Source organism: Enterobacter cloacae complex sp. SHL001, from assembly GCF_049236825.1.
GTDB classification, from domain to species: Bacteria; Pseudomonadota; Gammaproteobacteria; order Enterobacterales; family Enterobacteriaceae; genus Enterobacter; species Enterobacter hormaechei_C.
On the sequence record NZ_JBMKIP010000004.1, the window covers coordinates 1 to 17,710 of the forward strand.

The window sequence follows — 17,710 nt, forward strand, 5'->3', positions numbered from 1 at the left end:
GTTAGGCCTGCCGCCAGCGTTCAATCTGAGCCATGATCAAACTCTTCAATTTAAAAGTTTGATGCTCAATGTTTCTTTATTTCTAAAGAAAAGAACTTCGTAATGAATTACGTGTTCACTCGTTGAGACTTGGTATTCATTTAGTGTCCGAAGACATTAAGAATCCATGTCACTTTGAGTGCCCACACAGATTGTCTGATAAATTGTTAAAGAGCAGTTGCGACGCGCTTCAGCGCTCTGTCGCGAGGTGGCGTATATTACGCTTTCCTCTCTCAGAGTCAACCCGTTATTTCAGGATTTTTTCTCTTCAACCGACCGGGTTGTCTGTGAAGTGATTCACATCCGCCGTGTCGATGGAGGCGCATTATAGGGAGCCGCCGAGGAATGACAAGCGGAAAAATGCATTTTTATTTCAACCGCTCACCTTTTCGCCAAAACGCCTAATTTTGGTGCTTTTTAATCTCTTTTGGCAGTTCTGCCAGACTCGTTATCACCCAGTCGGCTGCATTTTCTGCTTCTGGGGTGACCGGTTTACCGGTACGCACTAATACTTTGGTACCTACACCTGCCGCCGCTGCTGCCTGCATATCTTCCAGTTTATCGCCCACCATATAAGATGCGGCCATATCAATGTGCAGGAATTCCTGTGCAGAGATAAACATGCCCGGGTGTGGCTTACGGCAATCACAGGTCTGACGATACGCCTCTACACTTCCCTGCGGGTGATGCGGACAATAATAGATGCCATCAAGATCGACGCCACGATCGGCCAGAGACCAGTCCATCCATTCCGTCAGCGTCTCGAACTGCGCTTCGGTGAATTTACCCCGGGCGATACCGGACTGGTTAGTTACCACCACCAGCGCATAGCCCATCTCTTTCAACTGGCGCATGGCATCTATTACGCCCTCGATAAATTCGAACTCATCAATCTCATGGACGTAACCGTGATCCACATTAATAGTGCCGTCACGATCGAGAAAAATTGCGGGTACAGATTTTGCCACCGGTTTGCTCCTGAAAAAGTCTTGTTCAGCTAGTATCTCATGAATCGCAGCGCAATAAAGTGCTCATCGCACAGAGGTGGATTGATTTAGACGTCTGGATGCCTTAACATCCATTTTGTTTACGGTCATTCCCCGTATCTGGCAGAAGAAAATGCCACGGCTAACTTACTTACGATAAAAATAATCTAATGATTAAACTTTCCAATATCACCAAAGTGTTCCAGCAGGGGAACCGAACCATTCAGGCGCTGAACAACGTCAGCCTGCATGTGCCTGCTGGTCAGATTTATGGCGTCATTGGCGCATCGGGTGCGGGTAAAAGTACGCTGATCCGTTGTGTTAACCTGCTTGAGCGCCCAACCCAGGGCAGCGTAGAAGTTGGCGGTCAGGAGCTTACCGCTCTCTCAGAAAAAGAACTCACCAAAGCGCGTCGCCAGATTGGCATGATTTTCCAGCACTTTAACCTGCTGGCATCCCGCACCGTGTTCGGCAATGTTGCCCTGCCGCTTGAACTGGATAACACGCCGAAAGAAGAAGTTACGCGTCGCGTCACCGAACTGCTCGACCTTGTTGGTCTGGGCGACAAGCATGATAGCTACCCGGCAAATCTGTCCGGTGGGCAAAAACAGCGTGTGGCCATTGCCCGCGCGCTGGCAAGCAATCCTAAGGTGCTGCTGTGCGATGAAGCCACCAGCGCGTTAGACCCGGCCACTACGCGCTCTATTCTGGAACTGTTAAAAGACATTAACCGTCGCCTGGGCCTGACGATTCTCCTTATTACGCATGAAATGGATGTAGTGAAACGCATCTGCGACTGCGTGGCGGTCATCAGCAACGGTGAGCTGATTGAGCAGGACACGGTGAGTGAAGTCTTCTCGCACCCGAAAACGCCGCTGGCTCAGCAGTTCATTCAGTCCACACTGCATCTGGATATTCCGGAAGATTATCTGGAACGTTTAAAAACAGACGCAACGCCTGACAGCGTCCCGATGCTGCGCATGGAGTTCACGGGCCAGTCCGTTGACGCACCGCTGCTGTCCGAAACCGCGCGTCGCTTTAACGTGAATAACAACATTATTAGCGCGCAGATGGACTACGCCGGTGGCGTGAAGTTCGGCATTATGCTGACGGAAATGCACGGCACACAGGAAGAAACCCAGGCGGCAATTGCCTGGCTGCAAGAACATCACGTAAAAGTAGAGGTACTGGGTTATGTCTGAGCCGATGATGTGGCTACTGGTTCGCGGCGTTTGGGAAACGCTGGCAATGACCTTCGTATCGGGCTTCTTTGGTTTTGTGATTGGGCTGCCGGTCGGCGTGCTGCTGTACGTTACGCGACCGGGTCAAATTATTGAAAACGCGAAGCTGTATCGCACGCTCTCTGCGCTGGTGAACATTTTCCGGTCTATTCCGTTCATTATTCTGCTGGTGTGGATGATTCCGTTTACGCGCGTGATCGTCGGGACGTCGATTGGTTTGCAGGCAGCTATTGTCCCGCTGACCGTAGGCGCGGCACCGTTTATCGCCCGTATGGTGGAAAACGCCCTGCTGGAAATCCCAACCGGCCTGATCGAAGCTTCCCGCGCTATGGGTGCGACGCCAATGCAGATCGTTCGCAAAGTTCTGCTGCCAGAGGCGCTGCCTGGGCTGGTGAACGCAGCAACCATCACGCTTATCACCCTGGTCGGTTATTCCGCAATGGGAGGTGCCGTAGGTGCTGGCGGTTTAGGCCAGATTGGATATCAGTACGGCTATATTGGCTATAACGCTACCGTAATGAATACCGTTCTGGTATTGCTGGTTGTGCTGGTTTACTTAATTCAATTCTCTGGCGATCGTATCGTCCGGGCTGTTACGCATAAATAACGTTACAAACAACACAAACTCGACGAGTTAAGGATATAACATGGCGTTTAAATTTAAGACCTTCGCAGCAGTAGGCGCACTGATTGGCTCGCTGGCACTGGTGGGTTGCGGTCAGGACGAAAAAGATCCAAACCACATCAAAGTAGGCGTTATCGTCGGTGCAGAACAGCAGGTTGCTGAGGCCGCGCAGAAAATCGCTAAAGAGAAATATGGCCTGGACGTTGAACTGGTGACCTTCAACGATTACGTTCTGCCGAACGAAGCGCTGAGCAAAGGCGACATTGACGCTAACGCCTTCCAGCATAAACCGTACCTGGATCAGCAGATCAAAGATCGCGGCTACAAACTGGTTGCTGTCGGTAACACCTTCGTTTACCCGATTGCCGGTTACTCCAAGAAAATTAAATCTCTGGATGAACTCCAGCCGGGTTCACAGGTTGCCGTCCCTAACGACCCAACCAACCTTGGCCGTTCCCTGCTTCTGCTACAGAAAGTGGGCCTGATTAAACTGAAAGAAGGCGTTGGCTTGTTACCGACCGTTCTGGACGTAACCGAAAACCCGAAAAATCTGAAAATTGTTGAGCTGGAAGCACCACAGCTGCCACGTTCTCTGGACGATGCGCAGATCGCCCTGGCCGTGATCAACACCACTTACGCCAGCCAGATCGGCCTGACCCCAGCGAAAGATGGCATCTTCGTTGAAGATAAAGATTCCCCGTACGTCAACCTGATCGTGACTCGCGAAGACAACAAAGACGCGGAGAATGTGAAGAAATTCATACAGGCATATCAGTCTGAAGAAGTGTACCAGGAAGCCAATAAGGTGTTTAACGGCGGCGCGGTTAAAGGCTGGTAATCTCCCGGCAGTGTAATATCATCAAGACGGGCATTTGCCCGTCTTGTCATTTGTGCGGTCAACTGCTTCAATATCTGACGTTTTGATTATCCACTGAGGAATTATTATGCGTGCTTTACCGATCTGTTTTTTAGCACTGATGCTGAGCGGCTGTTCTATGCTAAGCAGATCTCCTGTTGAACCTGTTCAAAGCACTGCAACCCCGCCAAAAGCGGAGCCAGCAAAACCGAAAGCGCCTCGCGCTGCGCCGGTACGTATTATTACCAAAGCCGACGAGCTGGTCGGTAAGCCATTCCGTGAACTGGGCGAAGTGAGCGGCGAATCCTGCCAGGCAACGAATCAGGACTCCCCACCCAATATTCCGACAGCCCGCAAGCGTATGCAAATCAACGCGTCGAAAATGAAAGCCAACGCGGTGCTGCTGCACAGCTGCGAAGTCACCAGCGGCACACCAGGTTGCTATCGCCAGGCGGTATGTATCGGTTCTGCGCTTAACATTACGGCGAAATGAGTTCATTTCAGTTCGAGCAGATAGGCGTTATCCGCTCCCCTTATAAAGAAAAGTTCGCCGTGCCGCGTCAGCCGGGTCTGGTCATTAACGGCGGCGGCGAGCTTCATCTTGTGGCGCCGTATAATCAGGCCGATGCAGTGCGCGGGCTTGAGGCGTTCAGCCATTTATGGGTGGTCTTTGTGTTTCACCAGACCATGGAAGGCGGCTGGCGTCCCACCGTGCGTCCGCCTCGTCTGGGCGGAAATGCCAGAATGGGTGTCTTTGCCACCCGCTCAACCTTTCGTCCCAACCCCATCGGGATGTCGCTGGTCGAGCTGAAAGGCATACGTTGTCAGAAAGATCAGGTGATCCTGGAGTTAGGTAGCCTTGACCTGGTTGATGGCACGCCGGTCATAGATATTAAGCCTTACCTGCCCTTCGCCGAAGCGCTGCCGGATGCCCGAGCAAGCTATGCTCAGGACGCACCGCAGGCAGATATGCCGGTTCACTTCACGTCTGAAATAACGACGCAAATCAGCGAGCTGGAAAAGCGTTATCCTCGCCTGCGTGACTTTATCGTTGAAGTGCTGGCCCAGGACCCCCGTCCCGCCTACCGCAAAGAAGAGGAAGCCGGGAATACGTACGCCGTCTGGCTGCTGGACTTTAACGTGCGCTGGCGCGTGACTGCGGCGGGTTTTGAAGTGTTTGCCCTGGAACCCAGGTAATTTTGTTCTCCTCTCTTTTGGCATCTTTGCCACACTGGTAAACTAAACCACTTTTTTTGTGTCAGGCTGGTGTTTCAGCCTGTTCCAATCGTCGAAATGGAACCGTAACAACATGCGTACTAGCCAATATCTGCTCTCCACTCTGAAGGAGACACCTGCCGACGCCGAGGTGATCAGCCACCAGCTGATGCTGCGCGCCGGGATGATCCGCAAGCTGGCCTCCGGGTTATACACCTGGCTGCCGACCGGCGTGCGCGTCCTGAAAAAAGTCGAAAACATCGTGCGTGAAGAGATGAACAACGCCGGTGCTATCGAGGTGTTAATGCCGGTCGTTCAGCCCTCTGAACTGTGGCAGGAGAGCGGTCGCTGGGAGCAGTACGGTCCTGAACTGCTGCGTATTGCCGATCGTGGCGATCGTCCATTCGTTCTCGGTCCAACGCATGAAGAAGTGATCACCGATCTGATCCGTAACGAGCTGAGCTCTTACAAACAGCTGCCGCTGAACTTCTTCCAGATCCAGACTAAGTTCCGTGACGAAGTGCGTCCACGCTTTGGCGTCATGCGTTCTCGCGAGTTCCTGATGAAAGATGCTTACTCTTTCCATACTTCTCAGGAATCGCTGCAAGAGACCTACGACAAAATGTACGCGGCCTACAGTAAAATCTTCTCCCGCATGGGGCTGGATTTCCGTGCTGTACAGGCTGATACCGGTTCAATCGGCGGTAGCGCCTCCCATGAATTCCAGGTTCTGGCGCAGAGCGGCGAAGACGATGTGATCTTCTCTGACTCCTCTGATTACGCCGCGAACATCGAATTTGCAGAAGCGCTGGCACCGAAAGAACCACGCGGCGCGGCAACGCAAGAGATGACGCTGGTTGATACGCCAAACGCGAAAACTATCGCCGAGCTGGTTGAGCAGTTTACTCTGCCGATCGAAAAAACCGTGAAAACCCTGCTGGTGAAATCGGCTGAAGGTAGCGCTTATCCACTGGTTGCCCTGCTGGTACGAGGCGATCACGAGCTGAACGAAGTGAAAGCCGAGAAGCTGCCGCAGGTTGCCAGCCCGCTGACCTTCGCAACGGAAGCGGAGATCCGCGCCGTGGTGAATGCAGGTCCTGGTTCTCTGGGTCCGGTGAACATGCCTGTTCCGGTGATCATTGACCGCACCGTTGCGGCGATGAGTGACTTCGCTGCGGGCGCAAACATCGACGGTAAACACTACTTCGGCATCAACTGGGATCGTGACGTGGCGACGCCGGAAGTGGCTGACATCCGTAACGTGGTCGCAGGCGATCCAAGCCCGGACGGCAAGGGTACCCTGATGATCAAACGCGGTATCGAAGTAGGCCACATCTTCCAGCTGGGCGATAAGTACTCGCGCGCAATGAACGCTGCCGTTCAGGGCGAAGATGGCCGTAACCAGGTTCTGACCATGGGCTGCTACGGCATTGGCGTAACGCGCGTTGTTGCTGCCGCTATCGAGCAGAACTATGACGAACGCGGAATCGTCTGGCCGGATAACATCGCGCCGTTCCAGGTGGCGATCCTGCCAATGAACATGCACAAGTCTTACCGCGTGCAGGAGCTGGCTGAGAAACTCTACGCTGAGCTGAGCGCGAAAGGTATCGACGTGCTGATGGATGACCGTAAAGAGCGTCCTGGCGTGATGTTTGCTGACATGGAACTGATCGGTATTCCACACACCATCGTCATTGGCGACCGTAACCTCGACAGCGACGAGATTGAATACAAATACCGTCGCAACGGCGAAAAACAGATGATCAAGACGGGAGATATTCTTGATTACCTGGTGAAAGCCATCAAAGGTTAAGAAACAAAAAACCCCGCCAGTGCGGGGTTTTTTAATGGCTATATCTTATTTGCTTTCGCAGTCTTTCCCCGCAGCAAACTTCGCATCTTTATCTGCCACCAGCGTTTTCACCAGCTCGCCGCTATCCGGGTTTGGCTCCAGCGTAAAATGCCCTTCAACCGTCAGCAACACTGGCTTACTGTCGTTGCCGCGCGCGACGGCATAGTCTCGCTCCAACTGGGCATTGTTCGCCACGCTGACTTTCTTCCCGGTTGCACAGTCAGTGAAGATCGCCGCATCCGCCATGTAGAAATACATCCCTCGCATCGCCATTGGGGTGGCTGGCAGGGTCGCTTTCACCGGGGCCAACGTGTAGTTGAACTGGGATTCAATCGGATTGCCTTCGCGATCGAGCATCTCCATCCCCTCGCCTTTGGCGCGGAAGAAGGTTTTATCGCCCGTGGTATCCGTCAATACCAGCTTCTCAGCCGTACGCGCCCATGTTCCGTAAGATGCAAAAGAAGACGGTTCTTTCGCCCCCTGGTAACGCTGGTTCATGACCCAGGTGCCATCTTTTTGCAGGAACAGAGAGGTTTCGATGCCCTCGCAATCTGCACACGGTAATACGCCGCGCCAGCTTTGCTGCATCGGCTTTAATTCTTCATTTTGCGTTGGCTGTAGTACCTGCGTTTCTGAACGGTTATTACAGCCAAAAAGCGCGAACAGGCTTGTCACGGCCAGCGCTGATAATAATGCTTTTTTCACAATACTTTCCTTATGAAAAAGGGTATCCCTTTCGTCACATTATGGGTGACGGACTTTGCCACGCAGTGATTTTACAGTGGATTTCTGCGCCTTCGATGACAACCGACGTTCTTTCGATGCCCGCGTTGGACGTGTTGCCCGGCGACTTTTTTGTACAGCCGTCAGCTCTTTAATGACCGCGACCAGCCGGGCTATTGCCGCTTCCCGGTTAAGCTCCTGGCTGCGATACTCCTGCGCTTTAATCACCATCACACCCTCGCTGGTGATCAGGTGATGGCTGGCGGCAAGCAGGCTTTCTTTATAATACTCTGGCAGGCTGGAGGCCCGAATGTCAAAGCGCAAATGGATAGCCGTTGAGGCCTTGTTAACGTGCTGCCCCCCTGCTCCCTGGGCCCGGATGGCGGTGATCTCCAGCTCGTTATCAGGGATGCTGACGTTTCGGGACAATACAATCATGATGCGGGCTGCCAGGCCGCGAGATGAATTTCCAGATTATTCTGAGAACCGGAAAGCCAGATGGCGCCGTCCTGAATCGTCGCCTGTAGCGCCATCGTCCGGCTGGCGAACGCACTCAGCTGCGCCAGCTGTTCATCATCCAGATACCAGACGGTAAGATTTTTGAACTGCGCACATTTATTTTTATTTTGTTGCCACCAGATCTCCGCCGCTCTCTGGTTGTAGGCAAACAACGCCACTTCAGCAGACTGGGTACAGGCCTTTTTGATCCGGCGTTCATCCGGCAGGCCAAGCTCAATCCATAAATCGATACCCAGATGATCGTTGCGCAGCCAGGCTTCCGGTTCATCTTCCGCGCTTAAACCACGGGTAAATTGCAGACGCTCGTCGGCATACTTAATCCACGCCAGCAGGCGCAGCATCATGCGCTCCTGGGTTTCAGAAGGGTGACGCGCCAGCGTCAATGACGCATCCAGAAACTGGTTACGGTCAAGATCCGCCACATTGACCACAGCTTTATAAATTGTCGCTTTCAGCGCCATGAGAGAACTCCTTTCGAATCAGGCATACATTGTAGCGAAAACCGCGGCAAAAGGCTGTTACGAGGTGGTGGCGCCCTCTTATCAAGGCGCTGATATTGCTTAAATGAGTATGGTATAGTCACCTTGCTAAACCGAGTTTAACTTCGTAGGCTTAATGATATCTCACAGTAAGTCAGTACGCTGGCAGGAGGTGATGTGAATAATTATTGTGAGTTGATTCGCAGACGGTATGCGGAGATCGCCAGCGGAGATCTGGGGTACATTCCGGATGCGTTGGGCTGTGTATTGAACGTGCTAAATGAAGTGGCCTCTGATGAGAGCCTTTCTGAATCGGTCAGGGAAAAAGCAGCGTATGCTGCGGCGAATTTACTGGTGAGCGATTATGTCGATGAATGATACCTATCAACCCATCAATTGTGATGACTATGACAACCTCGAACTCGCCTGCCAGCATCATTTAATACTGACGCTGGAGTTAAAAGATGGCGAAGTGCTAAAGGCAAAGGCCAGCGATCTGGTTTCCCGTAAAAATGTGGAATACCTGGTTGTGGAAGATGCAGGTGCAACGCGTGAGCTACGCCTCGACAAAATTGCCAGTTTCAGCCATCCGGAAATCGGCACCGTTGTGGTGAGCGAATCCTGATAACCAACGGGCAGCCATGCTGCCCGTTACGCTTTCCATTCAAAATTAACACCCGCTTCAGCCCACCCCTCTTCAGTGATGAACACCTCTGCCGCCGCGATGAGCGTGTCGCCGTAAAACAGAAGCGGCGTGGTATCACGTCGCCAGGGCGGAACGTTCTGTTCCTGCCAGATTTTCTTCAGCTTACGCCCGCCGTTACGCCCGACGATATGCAGCATGCCGCTGGCCCTGAAGCGTATAGTGACGTTCTCGTCCGGCTCAGGTAGACGCACATTGCCCGAATGGCTTAACGCAACGACACCGGCATTCATCGGTAGCGTTAATGCTTTTTCCGGCGACGGCCAGTCGAGCACAGCGTCAGCCAGCGACGGCATAGATTTTACCCACCAGAGTTGCCCTTTATAGCGCCTGACGTTATAACCATTCAGGTGTATACACGGGGCGGCATCTTCCCTCGCCTGTGCAACTTCCTCCCAGATACGGGTGAGCATCGCCCGGGAGGGCATAACCGCACGGTGGTAAGCCAGCCAGCGGCGAATCAGAGCAGCCCGACGCACGGGGCTCATCACCATCAACGGCGCAATGTTCAGGGCACCGTCAGCGGTAGTCAGCGTATCCAGCTCCTCGCTCAGCAACTCATCCAGCAAGCTTTCCTGTTCAGCACACAGCATGGCGCTTCTGGCCGCCGCTTCGGAAAAATGCGCCCAGCGCTCACTCAGCAGCGGTAAGACGCGCAGGCGCAGGAAGTTACGGTCGTAACTGTCGTCCTGATTGCTCTCGTCTTCAATCCAGCACAGATGATGCTGCTGCGCCCAGGCTTCCAGTGATGCGCGCGTCTCACCCAGCAGCGGGCGGATGAGCTCTGTTTCAGCAAAATCTGCGCGCTCAGGCATGGCAGATAACCCCGCAGGCCCGCTGCCCCTCTTGAGCGCCAGTAAAAACGTCTCGCACTGGTCGTCCAGATGCTGCGCGGTGACCAACGCTTCCCCTTGCTGTAATGCGCCGGAAAACGCGGCGTAGCGGGCTTTCCGCGCCTGCGCCTCAATACCCAGCCCCTCATCCTCAAGCGTGACGCGTTCAACGATCAGCGGGATCGCCCACCCTGAACACACCGCTTCGCAGTGCGCTACCCAGTCGTCGGCATGGGGGCTTAAGCCGTGATGGATATGCATCGCCCGCAGCTGGACGTCAGGCTCACGGTCGCGCCAGAGCTTAAGGCGGTGCAGCAAAACGGTGGAATCCAGGCCACCGCTGAACCCCACCAGCAGCTGGCGGTAGGGTGAAACGGCGTGCGCGATAGCGGGTAAGGTCATAGGAAATTACACATAAAAAATGCCCGAACTGAACGGGCATTATCACACATGACGGCGATTACTGCTGGTAAAGCTCCAGCGGCAGGCCGTCCGGATCGTTGAAAAAAGTGAAACGTTTATCGGTAAAGGGATCGACACGAATCGCTTCACAGGCCACGCCGTGGGCTTCCAGATGTTTTACCGCGCTGTCCAGGTCATCGACGCTGAAGGCCAGGTGGCGCAGGCCGCAGGCTTCCGGGCGTGAAGGACGCGCTGGAGGGAAAGGAAAAGAGAACAGTTCAATCACATATTGTCCGTTTAACGCCAGATCGCCTTTCCAGGAGTCGCGCTCCTCACGGTAGGCCTCGCTCAACAGCGTAAAGCCGAGAACGTCGCAGTAGAATGCCTTACTTTTCGCGTAATCGGTGGCAATGATCGCAATATGATGAACCGCTTTTAAACCCAGCATAGTTTCTCCTTTTTATGATGCCCTGAACGTTACAACCGACAACCCGCCCCTGGCAAGCAGACCCTTTTATTTTAGGACTCTCACCCAGTACACGCCGTTATCATCGCGTTTCGCGCCATGAATGTCCGTTTCAAAGCCCGGATAGTGGCGCCCTACCGAACAGAGCATCAGCAGGAAATCGAGCACCGCCCGGCTCTCCTCGGTGATCATTTCACCCGGCATCAGCAGCGGCACGCCCGGCGGATAAGGCAGGATCATGTTGGCCGATACCCGCCCGACCAGGTTTTCCAGCTCAACGGTTTCAACCTCCCCTTTCACCTGGCGCTGCCACGCCCTGTGCGGCGTCAGCTTCATTTCAGGCAGAACATCAAATGCCTGCAACATCAGGCGCGGCAGATCGTGCTGGCGGATCAGCCTGTGGATCCCCTGGGCCAGATCCTGAATACGCATATTGCGATAGAAGTCAGGATCTTCCGCGTAGAGATCCGGCAGCATATTCTTTACCCGCAGGTTCAGATCATATGCACGCTTAAACTCCATCAGTCCGCGCAACAGCCCCATCGCGCGGGTTTTATCTATCCCGATGCTGAACAGGAACAGCAAATTATAGGGGCCGGTTTTCTCCACCACCACGCCGCGCTCATCAAGGAACTTCGCCACCAGTGCAGCCGGGATCCCTTCCTCACCCATCACGCCCTGCTCATCCATGCCCGGCGTCAGGATCGTCACCTTAACCGGATCGAGGAACATGTGGTCCGCATCGGCATCCCGAAAACCGTGCCAGCTCTCCCCCGGCGCGACGGGCCAGCATTCTGCCTCATCAATCTCTTCCGGCTGCCAGATATCAAAGAACCAGCCGTCCGCTTCATCTTTAAGTCGCTGAACCTCTTTTCGGAAATGCAGCGCCCGTTCCACCGAACGATTGATCAGGCGTTTACCCGGATTACCGCGCAGCATCGCCGCCGCCGTTTCGATGGACGCCACCAGCGGGTAGCTCGGCGACGTGGTCGTGTGCATCATAAAGGCTTCGTTGAAGGTGTCCTCGTCGTACTCGCCCTTGATGTGAATAAGAGACGCCTGGGAAAACGCGGCCAGCATTTTGTGCGTCGACTGCGTTTCGAAGAACACCTTGCCCGGCACCCGCTCGCCGCTCATCCCACTTTTACCCGAGTAAATCGGGTGGAAATTGGTGTAAGGCACCCACGCGGAGTCAAAGTGGATCGACGGCACGTCCAACGTCTGCTTGATCCAGTTCGTGTTGTAAAGCAGCCCGTCATAGGTGGAGTTGGTGATCACCGCATGCACAGGCCAGCTTGCCTCGGGGATCGCCGCGATCTTATTTTCAATGGCTTCATGCGCGAATTCACGGCGAGGAATGCCGCCGAGAATACCCAGCGCATTACGCGTAGGCGACAGCCAGAGCGGCACTACGTCGCTCATCATCAGCAAATGCGCCAGTGATTTATGGCAGTTGCGGTCAATCAGCAGCGTACTGCCGGCAGGCGCGGCGTACATCCCGACGATTTTGTTCGAGGTTGAGGTACCGTTGGTCACCATGTAGCTTTGTTCGGCGCCAAAGGTCCGGGCGATGTACTCTTCGGCTTCCAGATGCGGGCCGGTATGATCCAGCAGAGAGCCTAACTCGGTGACCGAAATCGACACATCCGCCTTCAGCGTGTTACCGCCAAAGAAATCGTAGAACAGACATCCCACCGGGCTTTTTTGATAGGCTGTTCCCGCCATGTGGCCTGGCGTACAGAAGGTGTACTTCCCTTCATTCACATAGGTGAACAGCGCGCGTGTGAACGGCGGTGTGATGTTATCGAGGTATTCACCGGTGTACTGCTGAATGCGGGTCGCAATGTCCTCGGCAACGCCGAGTGAGTATTCGAAGAACCACAGCGCCATACGCATATCATGCGCGCTCACGTCCATGGTCGAGTGAGTGTTGATAAACGCATACAGCGGAAGATATTCGTTGAGCTTATTGATATCGCTGCACAACTCCATGTCGTATTCGTCCCAGTCGAATATCACGCCACAGATGCGCGGATTGTGTTCGATAAATTTCAGCAGGTCGGCGCTGTTTTGCGGCCAGATCAGCTGGTATCCACGTGCTTTAAGGGCTTGCTCCAGCTCCTTGATGGGTTCGTCTTTATAAAAGACGCCGTGTGGCCCCATGATGGCAATGATGTTCATGGTTTACCTCCTTGAAAAACATCAGATAAGCATAGTTAAGGTAAACGGCAGGTATAAAAAAAGCCGCAACAATGTGCGGCTTTTAGAATAATTGTGAGGCTTACGCGTAACCGTAGGTCATCAGACGCTGATAACGACGGTTGAGCAGATCTTCTGTGCTCAGCACGTCCAGGTCCGCCAGATCTGCCAGCAGTTGCGCTTTAAGGGAAGCAGCCATCACTTCCGGCTTACGATGCGCGCCGCCCAGCGGTTCAGGGATAACGGTGTCGATCAGCTTCAGCTCTTTCAGACGTGGGGCAATGATGCCCATCGCTTCAGCAGCCAGCGGCGCTTTATCGGCACTTTTCCACAGAATGGAGGCACAGCCTTCCGGAGAGATAACGGAATAGGTACTGTACTGTAGCATATTCACTTTATCGCCCACGCCAATTGCCAGCGCACCGCCGGACCCACCTTCACCGATAACGGTACAGATGACCGGCACTTTCAGGCGAGACATCTCACGCAGGTTGCGTGCGATGGCTTCAGACTGACCGCGCTCTTCAGCGCCAACACCCGGGTAAGCACCCGGCGTGTCGATGAAGGTGATGATAGGCATATTGAAACGCTCAGCCATCTCCATCAGACGCAGGGCCTTACGGTAGCCTTCTGGCGCTGGCATACCGAAGTTACGACGGATTTTCTCTTTGGTTTCACGGCCTTTCTGATGACCAATAATCATCACCGGACGTCCATCCAGACGCGCGATACCGCCGACGATAGCTTTATCGTCAGCGTATGCGCGGTCGCCTGCCAGTTCGTCAAATTCGTCAAACGCCAGGCGGACATAATCCAGGGTGTACGGACGCTGTGGATGACGCGCCAACTGGGCGATCTGCCATGCGCCGAGATCGGCAAAGATTTTGCGCGTCAGTTCTACGCTTTTTTCGCGCAGACGATGCACTTCTTCGTCGATGTTAATATCCAGTTTTTCATCCTGACGGCTCACGGCTGTCAGAGAATCGATTTTCGCTTCCAGCTCTGCAATCGGCTGTTCGAAATCAAGGAAATTCAGACTCATAGTATTCCTGTATTAGTCAAACTCCAGTTCCACCTGCTCCGAACCAATGAGGCCACGGAGATCGTTCAGTAAACGATCGCTCGGAGAGACACGCCACGTTGCACCAAAGCGCAACCGCGCACGTGCATCCGCCCTCTGATAGTAGAGATGTACTGGAATGGTCCCCGAGCGGTGGGGTTCCAGAGACTGACGGAGTCGGTTTAAAAGCTGGTCATCAATTTGCCTGTCCGTCAGCGAGATAGCAAGCCCGCGAGCATATTTTTCCCGGGCTTCGTCAATGTCCATCACTTCGCGGGCGGTCATTTTAAGCCCCCCGCTGAAGTCATCAAAGCTGACCTGTCCGCTGACGATAAGTATGCGGTCTTTTTCCAGCAATTGCTGGTATTTATCCAGCGCGTCGGTGAACAACATCACCTCCAGACGCCCGGAACGGTCATCCAGGGTACAGATGCCGATACGATTGCCGCGCTTGGTGACCATTACCCTTGCAGCAATCACGAGCCCCGCAGCCGTGGTGATTTTACCACGTTCTGTCGGATGCATGTCTTTAAGCCTGTGGCCGCCGACATAGCGCTCAATTTCTTTCAGATACTGGTTGATCGGGTGCCCCGTCAGGTACAGGCCTAACGTTTCCCGCTCCCCATCCAGCACCACCTGTTCTGGCCAGGGCTGGCAGTTGGAATAAGACTGCTCAATCTGCTCTGGCTCTTCCGCCAGCACGCCGAACATATCTGCCTGGCCAATGGCTTCCGCTTTCGCGTGCTGATCGGCTGCTTTCAGCGCATCGCCGAGCGAGTTCATCAGCGCGGCGCGGTGTGGCCCCAGCCGATCAAACGCGCCGGACATGATCAGTTTTTCCAGCACCCGGCGGTTCAGTTTTTTGGTATCGGTGCGGGCGCACAGATCGAACAGCTCGCGGAAATAGCCGCCGTTGTTACGCGCTTCGATGATCGCCTCGATCGGCCCCTCACCTACGCCCTTGATAGCGCCGATCCCATAGACGATTTCCCCGTCATCGTTAACGTGGAAATGGTACAGGCCAGAGTTAATATCCGGCGGCAGGATCTTCAGCCCCATGCGCCAGCACTCGTCCACCAGGCCAACCACCTTCTCGGTGTTGTCCATATCGGCGGTCATTACCGCCGCCATAAACTCAGCGGGATAGTGAGCCTTCAGCCACAGCGTTTGATACGAAACCAAAGCATAGGCGGCGGAGTGGGATTTGTTAAATCCGTACCCGGCGAATTTCTCCACCAGGTCGAAGATTTTCATCGCCAGTTCGCCATCGACGCCGTTTTTCTTCGCCCCATCCTCAAAGATGGAACGTTGCTTGGCCATCTCTTCCGGCTTTTTCTTACCCATCGCACGACGCAGCATGTCTGCGCCGCCAAGGGTATAACCAGAAAGCACCTGGGCGATCTGCATGACCTGTTCCTGATACAGGATGATGCCATAGGTTGGCTCCAGTACCGGTTTCAGGCTTTCATGCTGCCACTGCACGTCCGGGTAAGAAATCTCTTCGCGCCCGTGTTTACGGTCGATAAAGTTATCTACCATCCCCGACTGCAACGGCCCCGGACGGAACAGGGCCACCAGCGCGATCATATCTTCGAAGCAGTCTGGTTGCAGACGCTTAATCAAATCTTTCATGCCGCGGGATTCAAGCTGGAAGACGGCTGTCGTCTCCGAGCGTTGCAGCATGTCGAAACTTTTCTTGTCATCAAGCGGGATAGCCGCGATATCCAGCGGAGGCTCGCCGTTCTTCTCGCGACGGGCGTTGATCATCTCCAGCGCCCAGTTGATGATGGTCAGCGTACGCAGGCCGAGGAAGTCGAACTTCACCAGCCCGGCGTATTCTACGTCGTTCTTGTCGAACTGGGTGACCGGATGCTGACCCGCTTCGTCGCAGTACAGCGGCGCAAAGTCGGTGATTTTGGTCGGGGCGATAACCACACCCCCCGCATGCTTACCGGCGTTACGCGTGACGCCTTCCAGCTTGCGCGCCATGTCGATCAGCGCTTTGACCTCTTCGTCGGCTTCGTAGATTTCCGGCAGCTGAGGTTCAGCTTCAAAGGCTTTCGCCAGAGTCATGCCCGGATCGGGCGGCACCAGCTTAGAGATACGATCGACAAAACCGTACGGGTGGCCCAGAACGCGGCCCACGTCGCGGATAACCGCTTTCGCGGCCATCGTACCGAAGGTGATGATCTGCGAAACCGCATCACGACCGTACATATCGGCCACGTGCTCAATCACCTGGTCGCGTTTTTCCATGCAGAAGTCGACGTCAAAGTCGGGCATGGAGACACGTTCCGGGTTGAGGAAACGTTCGAACAGCAGGTCAAATTCCAGCGGATCGAGATCGGTGATTTTCAGGGCATACGCCACCAGCGAGCCGGCACCAGAACCACGGCCCGGACCTACCGGCACGCCGTTATCTTTCGACCACTGGATGAACTCCATCACGATCAGGAAGTAGCCTGGGAACCCCATCTGGTTGATCACCTGGAGTTCAATATCCAGGCGCTCGTCATATTCAGGACGCTTCTCTTTACGGACCGCTTCATCCGGGAAGAGGAATTCCAGACGCTCTTCCAGACCCTCTTTCGATTTCATGACCAGGAAATCTTCGGTGGTCATGTCGCCCGTCGGGAACTGCGGCAGGAAGTATTCGCCGAGACGCACGGTGACGTTACAGCGCTTGGCAATCTCTACGCTGTTTTCCAGCGCTTCCGGGATGTCCGAGAAGAGCTCACACATCTCCTCTTCGCTGCGCATGTACTGCTGCGATGAGTAGTTGCGCGGACGTTTCGGATCGTCGAGGGTGAAGCCGTCGTGGATGGCGACGCGAATTTCATGCGCGTCAAAATCACCCGCCTCAAGGAAGCGCACATCGTTGGTGGCCACCACAGGCAGGCCACGCGCTTCCGCCAGGGCGACGGCCGCATGCAGGTAGCTCTCTTCATCCGCACGCCCGGTACGGATCAGCTCCAGGTAATAACGATCCGGGAAATACTCTTCGTAGAACGAGACGCACTGATCCACCAGCGCGTTATTACCGCGTAGCAGACATTTGCCGACATCTCCCATACGGCCACCGGAGATCAGCAGCAAACCTTCGTTCAGCTCCGCCAGCCAGTCGCGGTCAATCCATGGACCCAGTGCGCCGTAACCGCGCTGGTAGGCTTTTGAGATCAGCAGAGTGAGGTTCTGATAACCCGTGTTGTTCATGGCTAACACGGAAATTTGCGTCATCTCATCGCCGAGCAGGTCGCTCTGCACATGAAAATCCGCGCCGACGATGGGCTTTAATCCTGCGCCATGCGCCGTTCCGTAGAACTTCACCAGGCCACACAGGTTGGTAAAATCGGTGATCGCCAGCGCAGGCATGCCAAGCGAGGCCGCCTTTTTTACCAGCGGCCCGGTCTTTGCCAGCCCATCGATCATGGAGTAGTCGCTATGCACCCGCAGGTGTACGAAACGTGGTTCAGCCATCTTCAGATCCCGCGTTACTTAATTGCTTGCGTCTT

General features: G+C 54.5%; 17 protein-coding genes. 8 read left to right on the forward strand and 9 right to left on the reverse strand.

Going from position 1 to position 17,710, the window contains the following annotated elements; genetic code table 11:
• Positions 1–440 precede the first annotated feature (440 nt).
• Positions 441–1,007 (reverse strand): D-glycero-beta-D-manno-heptose 1,7-bisphosphate 7-phosphatase, encoded by a 567-nt coding sequence (gene gmhB, locus ACOTYH_RS12205; protein ID WP_047740772.1) that lies wholly within the window; start codon positions 1,005–1,007, stop codon positions 441–443.
• A gap of 188 nt (positions 1,008–1,195) precedes the next feature.
• On the opposite strand from gmhB, the gene metN reads away from it, so the two are divergent.
• The 6 genes from metN (at position 1,196) to proS (ending at position 6,775) form a co-directional block, all read left to right on the forward strand.
• Complete coding sequence (gene metN / locus ACOTYH_RS12210) at positions 1,196–2,227, forward strand: methionine ABC transporter ATP-binding protein MetN (RefSeq protein ID WP_006810022.1); 1,032 nt, start codon at positions 1,196–1,198, stop codon at positions 2,225–2,227.
• Entirely contained in the window at positions 2,220–2,873 is a 654-nt protein-coding gene (locus ACOTYH_RS12215) for a methionine ABC transporter permease MetI (protein WP_003856130.1), read from the forward strand. Before metN ends, ACOTYH_RS12215 begins: the two co-directional genes overlap by 8 nt.
• Before the next feature lie 40 nt (positions 2,874–2,913).
• Positions 2,914–3,729, forward strand: a complete 816-nt coding sequence (metQ, locus tag ACOTYH_RS12220) for a methionine ABC transporter substrate-binding lipoprotein MetQ (protein WP_003856132.1) — start codon at positions 2,914–2,916, stop codon at positions 3,727–3,729.
• Positions 3,730–3,835: 106 nt separating this feature from the next.
• A complete protein-coding gene (gene rcsF / locus ACOTYH_RS12225) occupies positions 3,836–4,240 on the forward strand; it encodes an Rcs stress response system protein RcsF (RefSeq protein WP_015572735.1) in 405 nt (134 codons plus the stop codon).
• A complete protein-coding gene (tsaA, locus tag ACOTYH_RS12230; protein ID WP_015572734.1) occupies positions 4,237–4,944 on the forward strand; it encodes a tRNA (N6-threonylcarbamoyladenosine(37)-N6)-methyltransferase TrmO in 708 nt (235 codons plus the stop codon). Before rcsF ends, tsaA begins: the two co-directional genes overlap by 4 nt.
• 112 nt (positions 4,945–5,056) lie before the next feature.
• On the forward strand, positions 5,057–6,775 hold the full coding sequence (gene proS / locus ACOTYH_RS12235; protein ID WP_032647317.1) for a proline--tRNA ligase: 1,719 nt from the start codon (positions 5,057–5,059) through the stop codon (positions 6,773–6,775).
• Between the two features lie 45 nt (positions 6,776–6,820).
• Here the strand turns inward: proS and nlpE are convergent, their stop codons facing one another.
• From nlpE to ACOTYH_RS12250, 3 genes are read right to left on the reverse strand one after another with little or no spacing between them, the layout of a single operon-like run.
• A complete protein-coding gene (gene nlpE, locus ACOTYH_RS12240) occupies positions 6,821–7,519 on the reverse strand; it encodes an envelope stress response activation lipoprotein NlpE (protein ID WP_017383734.1) in 699 nt (232 codons plus the stop codon).
• A gap of 39 nt (positions 7,520–7,558) precedes the next feature.
• Positions 7,559–7,975, reverse strand: a complete 417-nt coding sequence (gene arfB / locus ACOTYH_RS12245; RefSeq protein WP_006810027.1) for an alternative ribosome rescue aminoacyl-tRNA hydrolase ArfB — start codon at positions 7,973–7,975, stop codon at positions 7,559–7,561.
• Positions 7,972–8,517, reverse strand: coding sequence for a YaeQ family protein (locus ACOTYH_RS12250; RefSeq protein WP_033486501.1), 546 nt, complete (start codon positions 8,515–8,517; stop codon positions 7,972–7,974). The genes arfB and ACOTYH_RS12250 overlap by 4 nt, the downstream gene beginning before the upstream one ends.
• Positions 8,518–8,712: 195 nt before the next feature.
• Here ACOTYH_RS12250 and ACOTYH_RS12255 point away from each other — a divergent pair, with 195 nt between their 5' ends.
• A complete protein-coding gene (locus ACOTYH_RS12255; protein ID WP_003856146.1) occupies positions 8,713–8,913 on the forward strand; it encodes a YaeP family protein in 201 nt (66 codons plus the stop codon).
• Positions 8,900–9,160, forward strand: coding sequence for a Rho-binding antiterminator (gene rof, locus ACOTYH_RS12260; protein WP_003856148.1), 261 nt, complete (start codon positions 8,900–8,902; stop codon positions 9,158–9,160). The genes ACOTYH_RS12255 and rof overlap by 14 nt, the downstream gene beginning before the upstream one ends.
• Before the next feature lie 26 nt (positions 9,161–9,186).
• On the opposite strand, the gene tilS is transcribed toward rof, so the two are convergent.
• From tilS to dnaE, 5 genes are all read right to left on the reverse strand, one after another.
• Complete coding sequence (gene tilS, locus ACOTYH_RS12265) at positions 9,187–10,473, reverse strand: tRNA lysidine(34) synthetase TilS (RefSeq protein ID WP_086626542.1); 1,287 nt, start codon at positions 10,471–10,473, stop codon at positions 9,187–9,189.
• A gap of 58 nt (positions 10,474–10,531) precedes the next feature.
• On the reverse strand, positions 10,532–10,921 hold the full coding sequence (locus ACOTYH_RS12270; protein WP_003856151.1) for a VOC family protein: 390 nt from the start codon (positions 10,919–10,921) through the stop codon (positions 10,532–10,534).
• Positions 10,922–10,987: 66 nt separating this feature from the next.
• Positions 10,988–13,120 (reverse strand): lysine decarboxylase LdcC, encoded by a 2,133-nt coding sequence (locus ACOTYH_RS12275; RefSeq protein WP_015572729.1) that lies wholly within the window; start codon positions 13,118–13,120, stop codon positions 10,988–10,990.
• Positions 13,121–13,220: 100 nt separating this feature from the next.
• Positions 13,221–14,180 carry an acetyl-CoA carboxylase carboxyl transferase subunit alpha gene (accA, locus tag ACOTYH_RS12280; RefSeq protein WP_003856154.1) on the reverse strand — a complete coding sequence of 320 codons (960 nt, stop codon included), beginning with the start codon at positions 14,178–14,180 and terminating at the stop codon, positions 13,221–13,223.
• 12 nt (positions 14,181–14,192) lie between these two features.
• Positions 14,193–17,675, reverse strand: a complete 3,483-nt coding sequence (gene dnaE / locus ACOTYH_RS12285) for a DNA polymerase III subunit alpha (RefSeq protein ID WP_017694479.1) — start codon at positions 17,673–17,675, stop codon at positions 14,193–14,195.
• Positions 17,676–17,710: the final 35 nt, after the last annotated feature.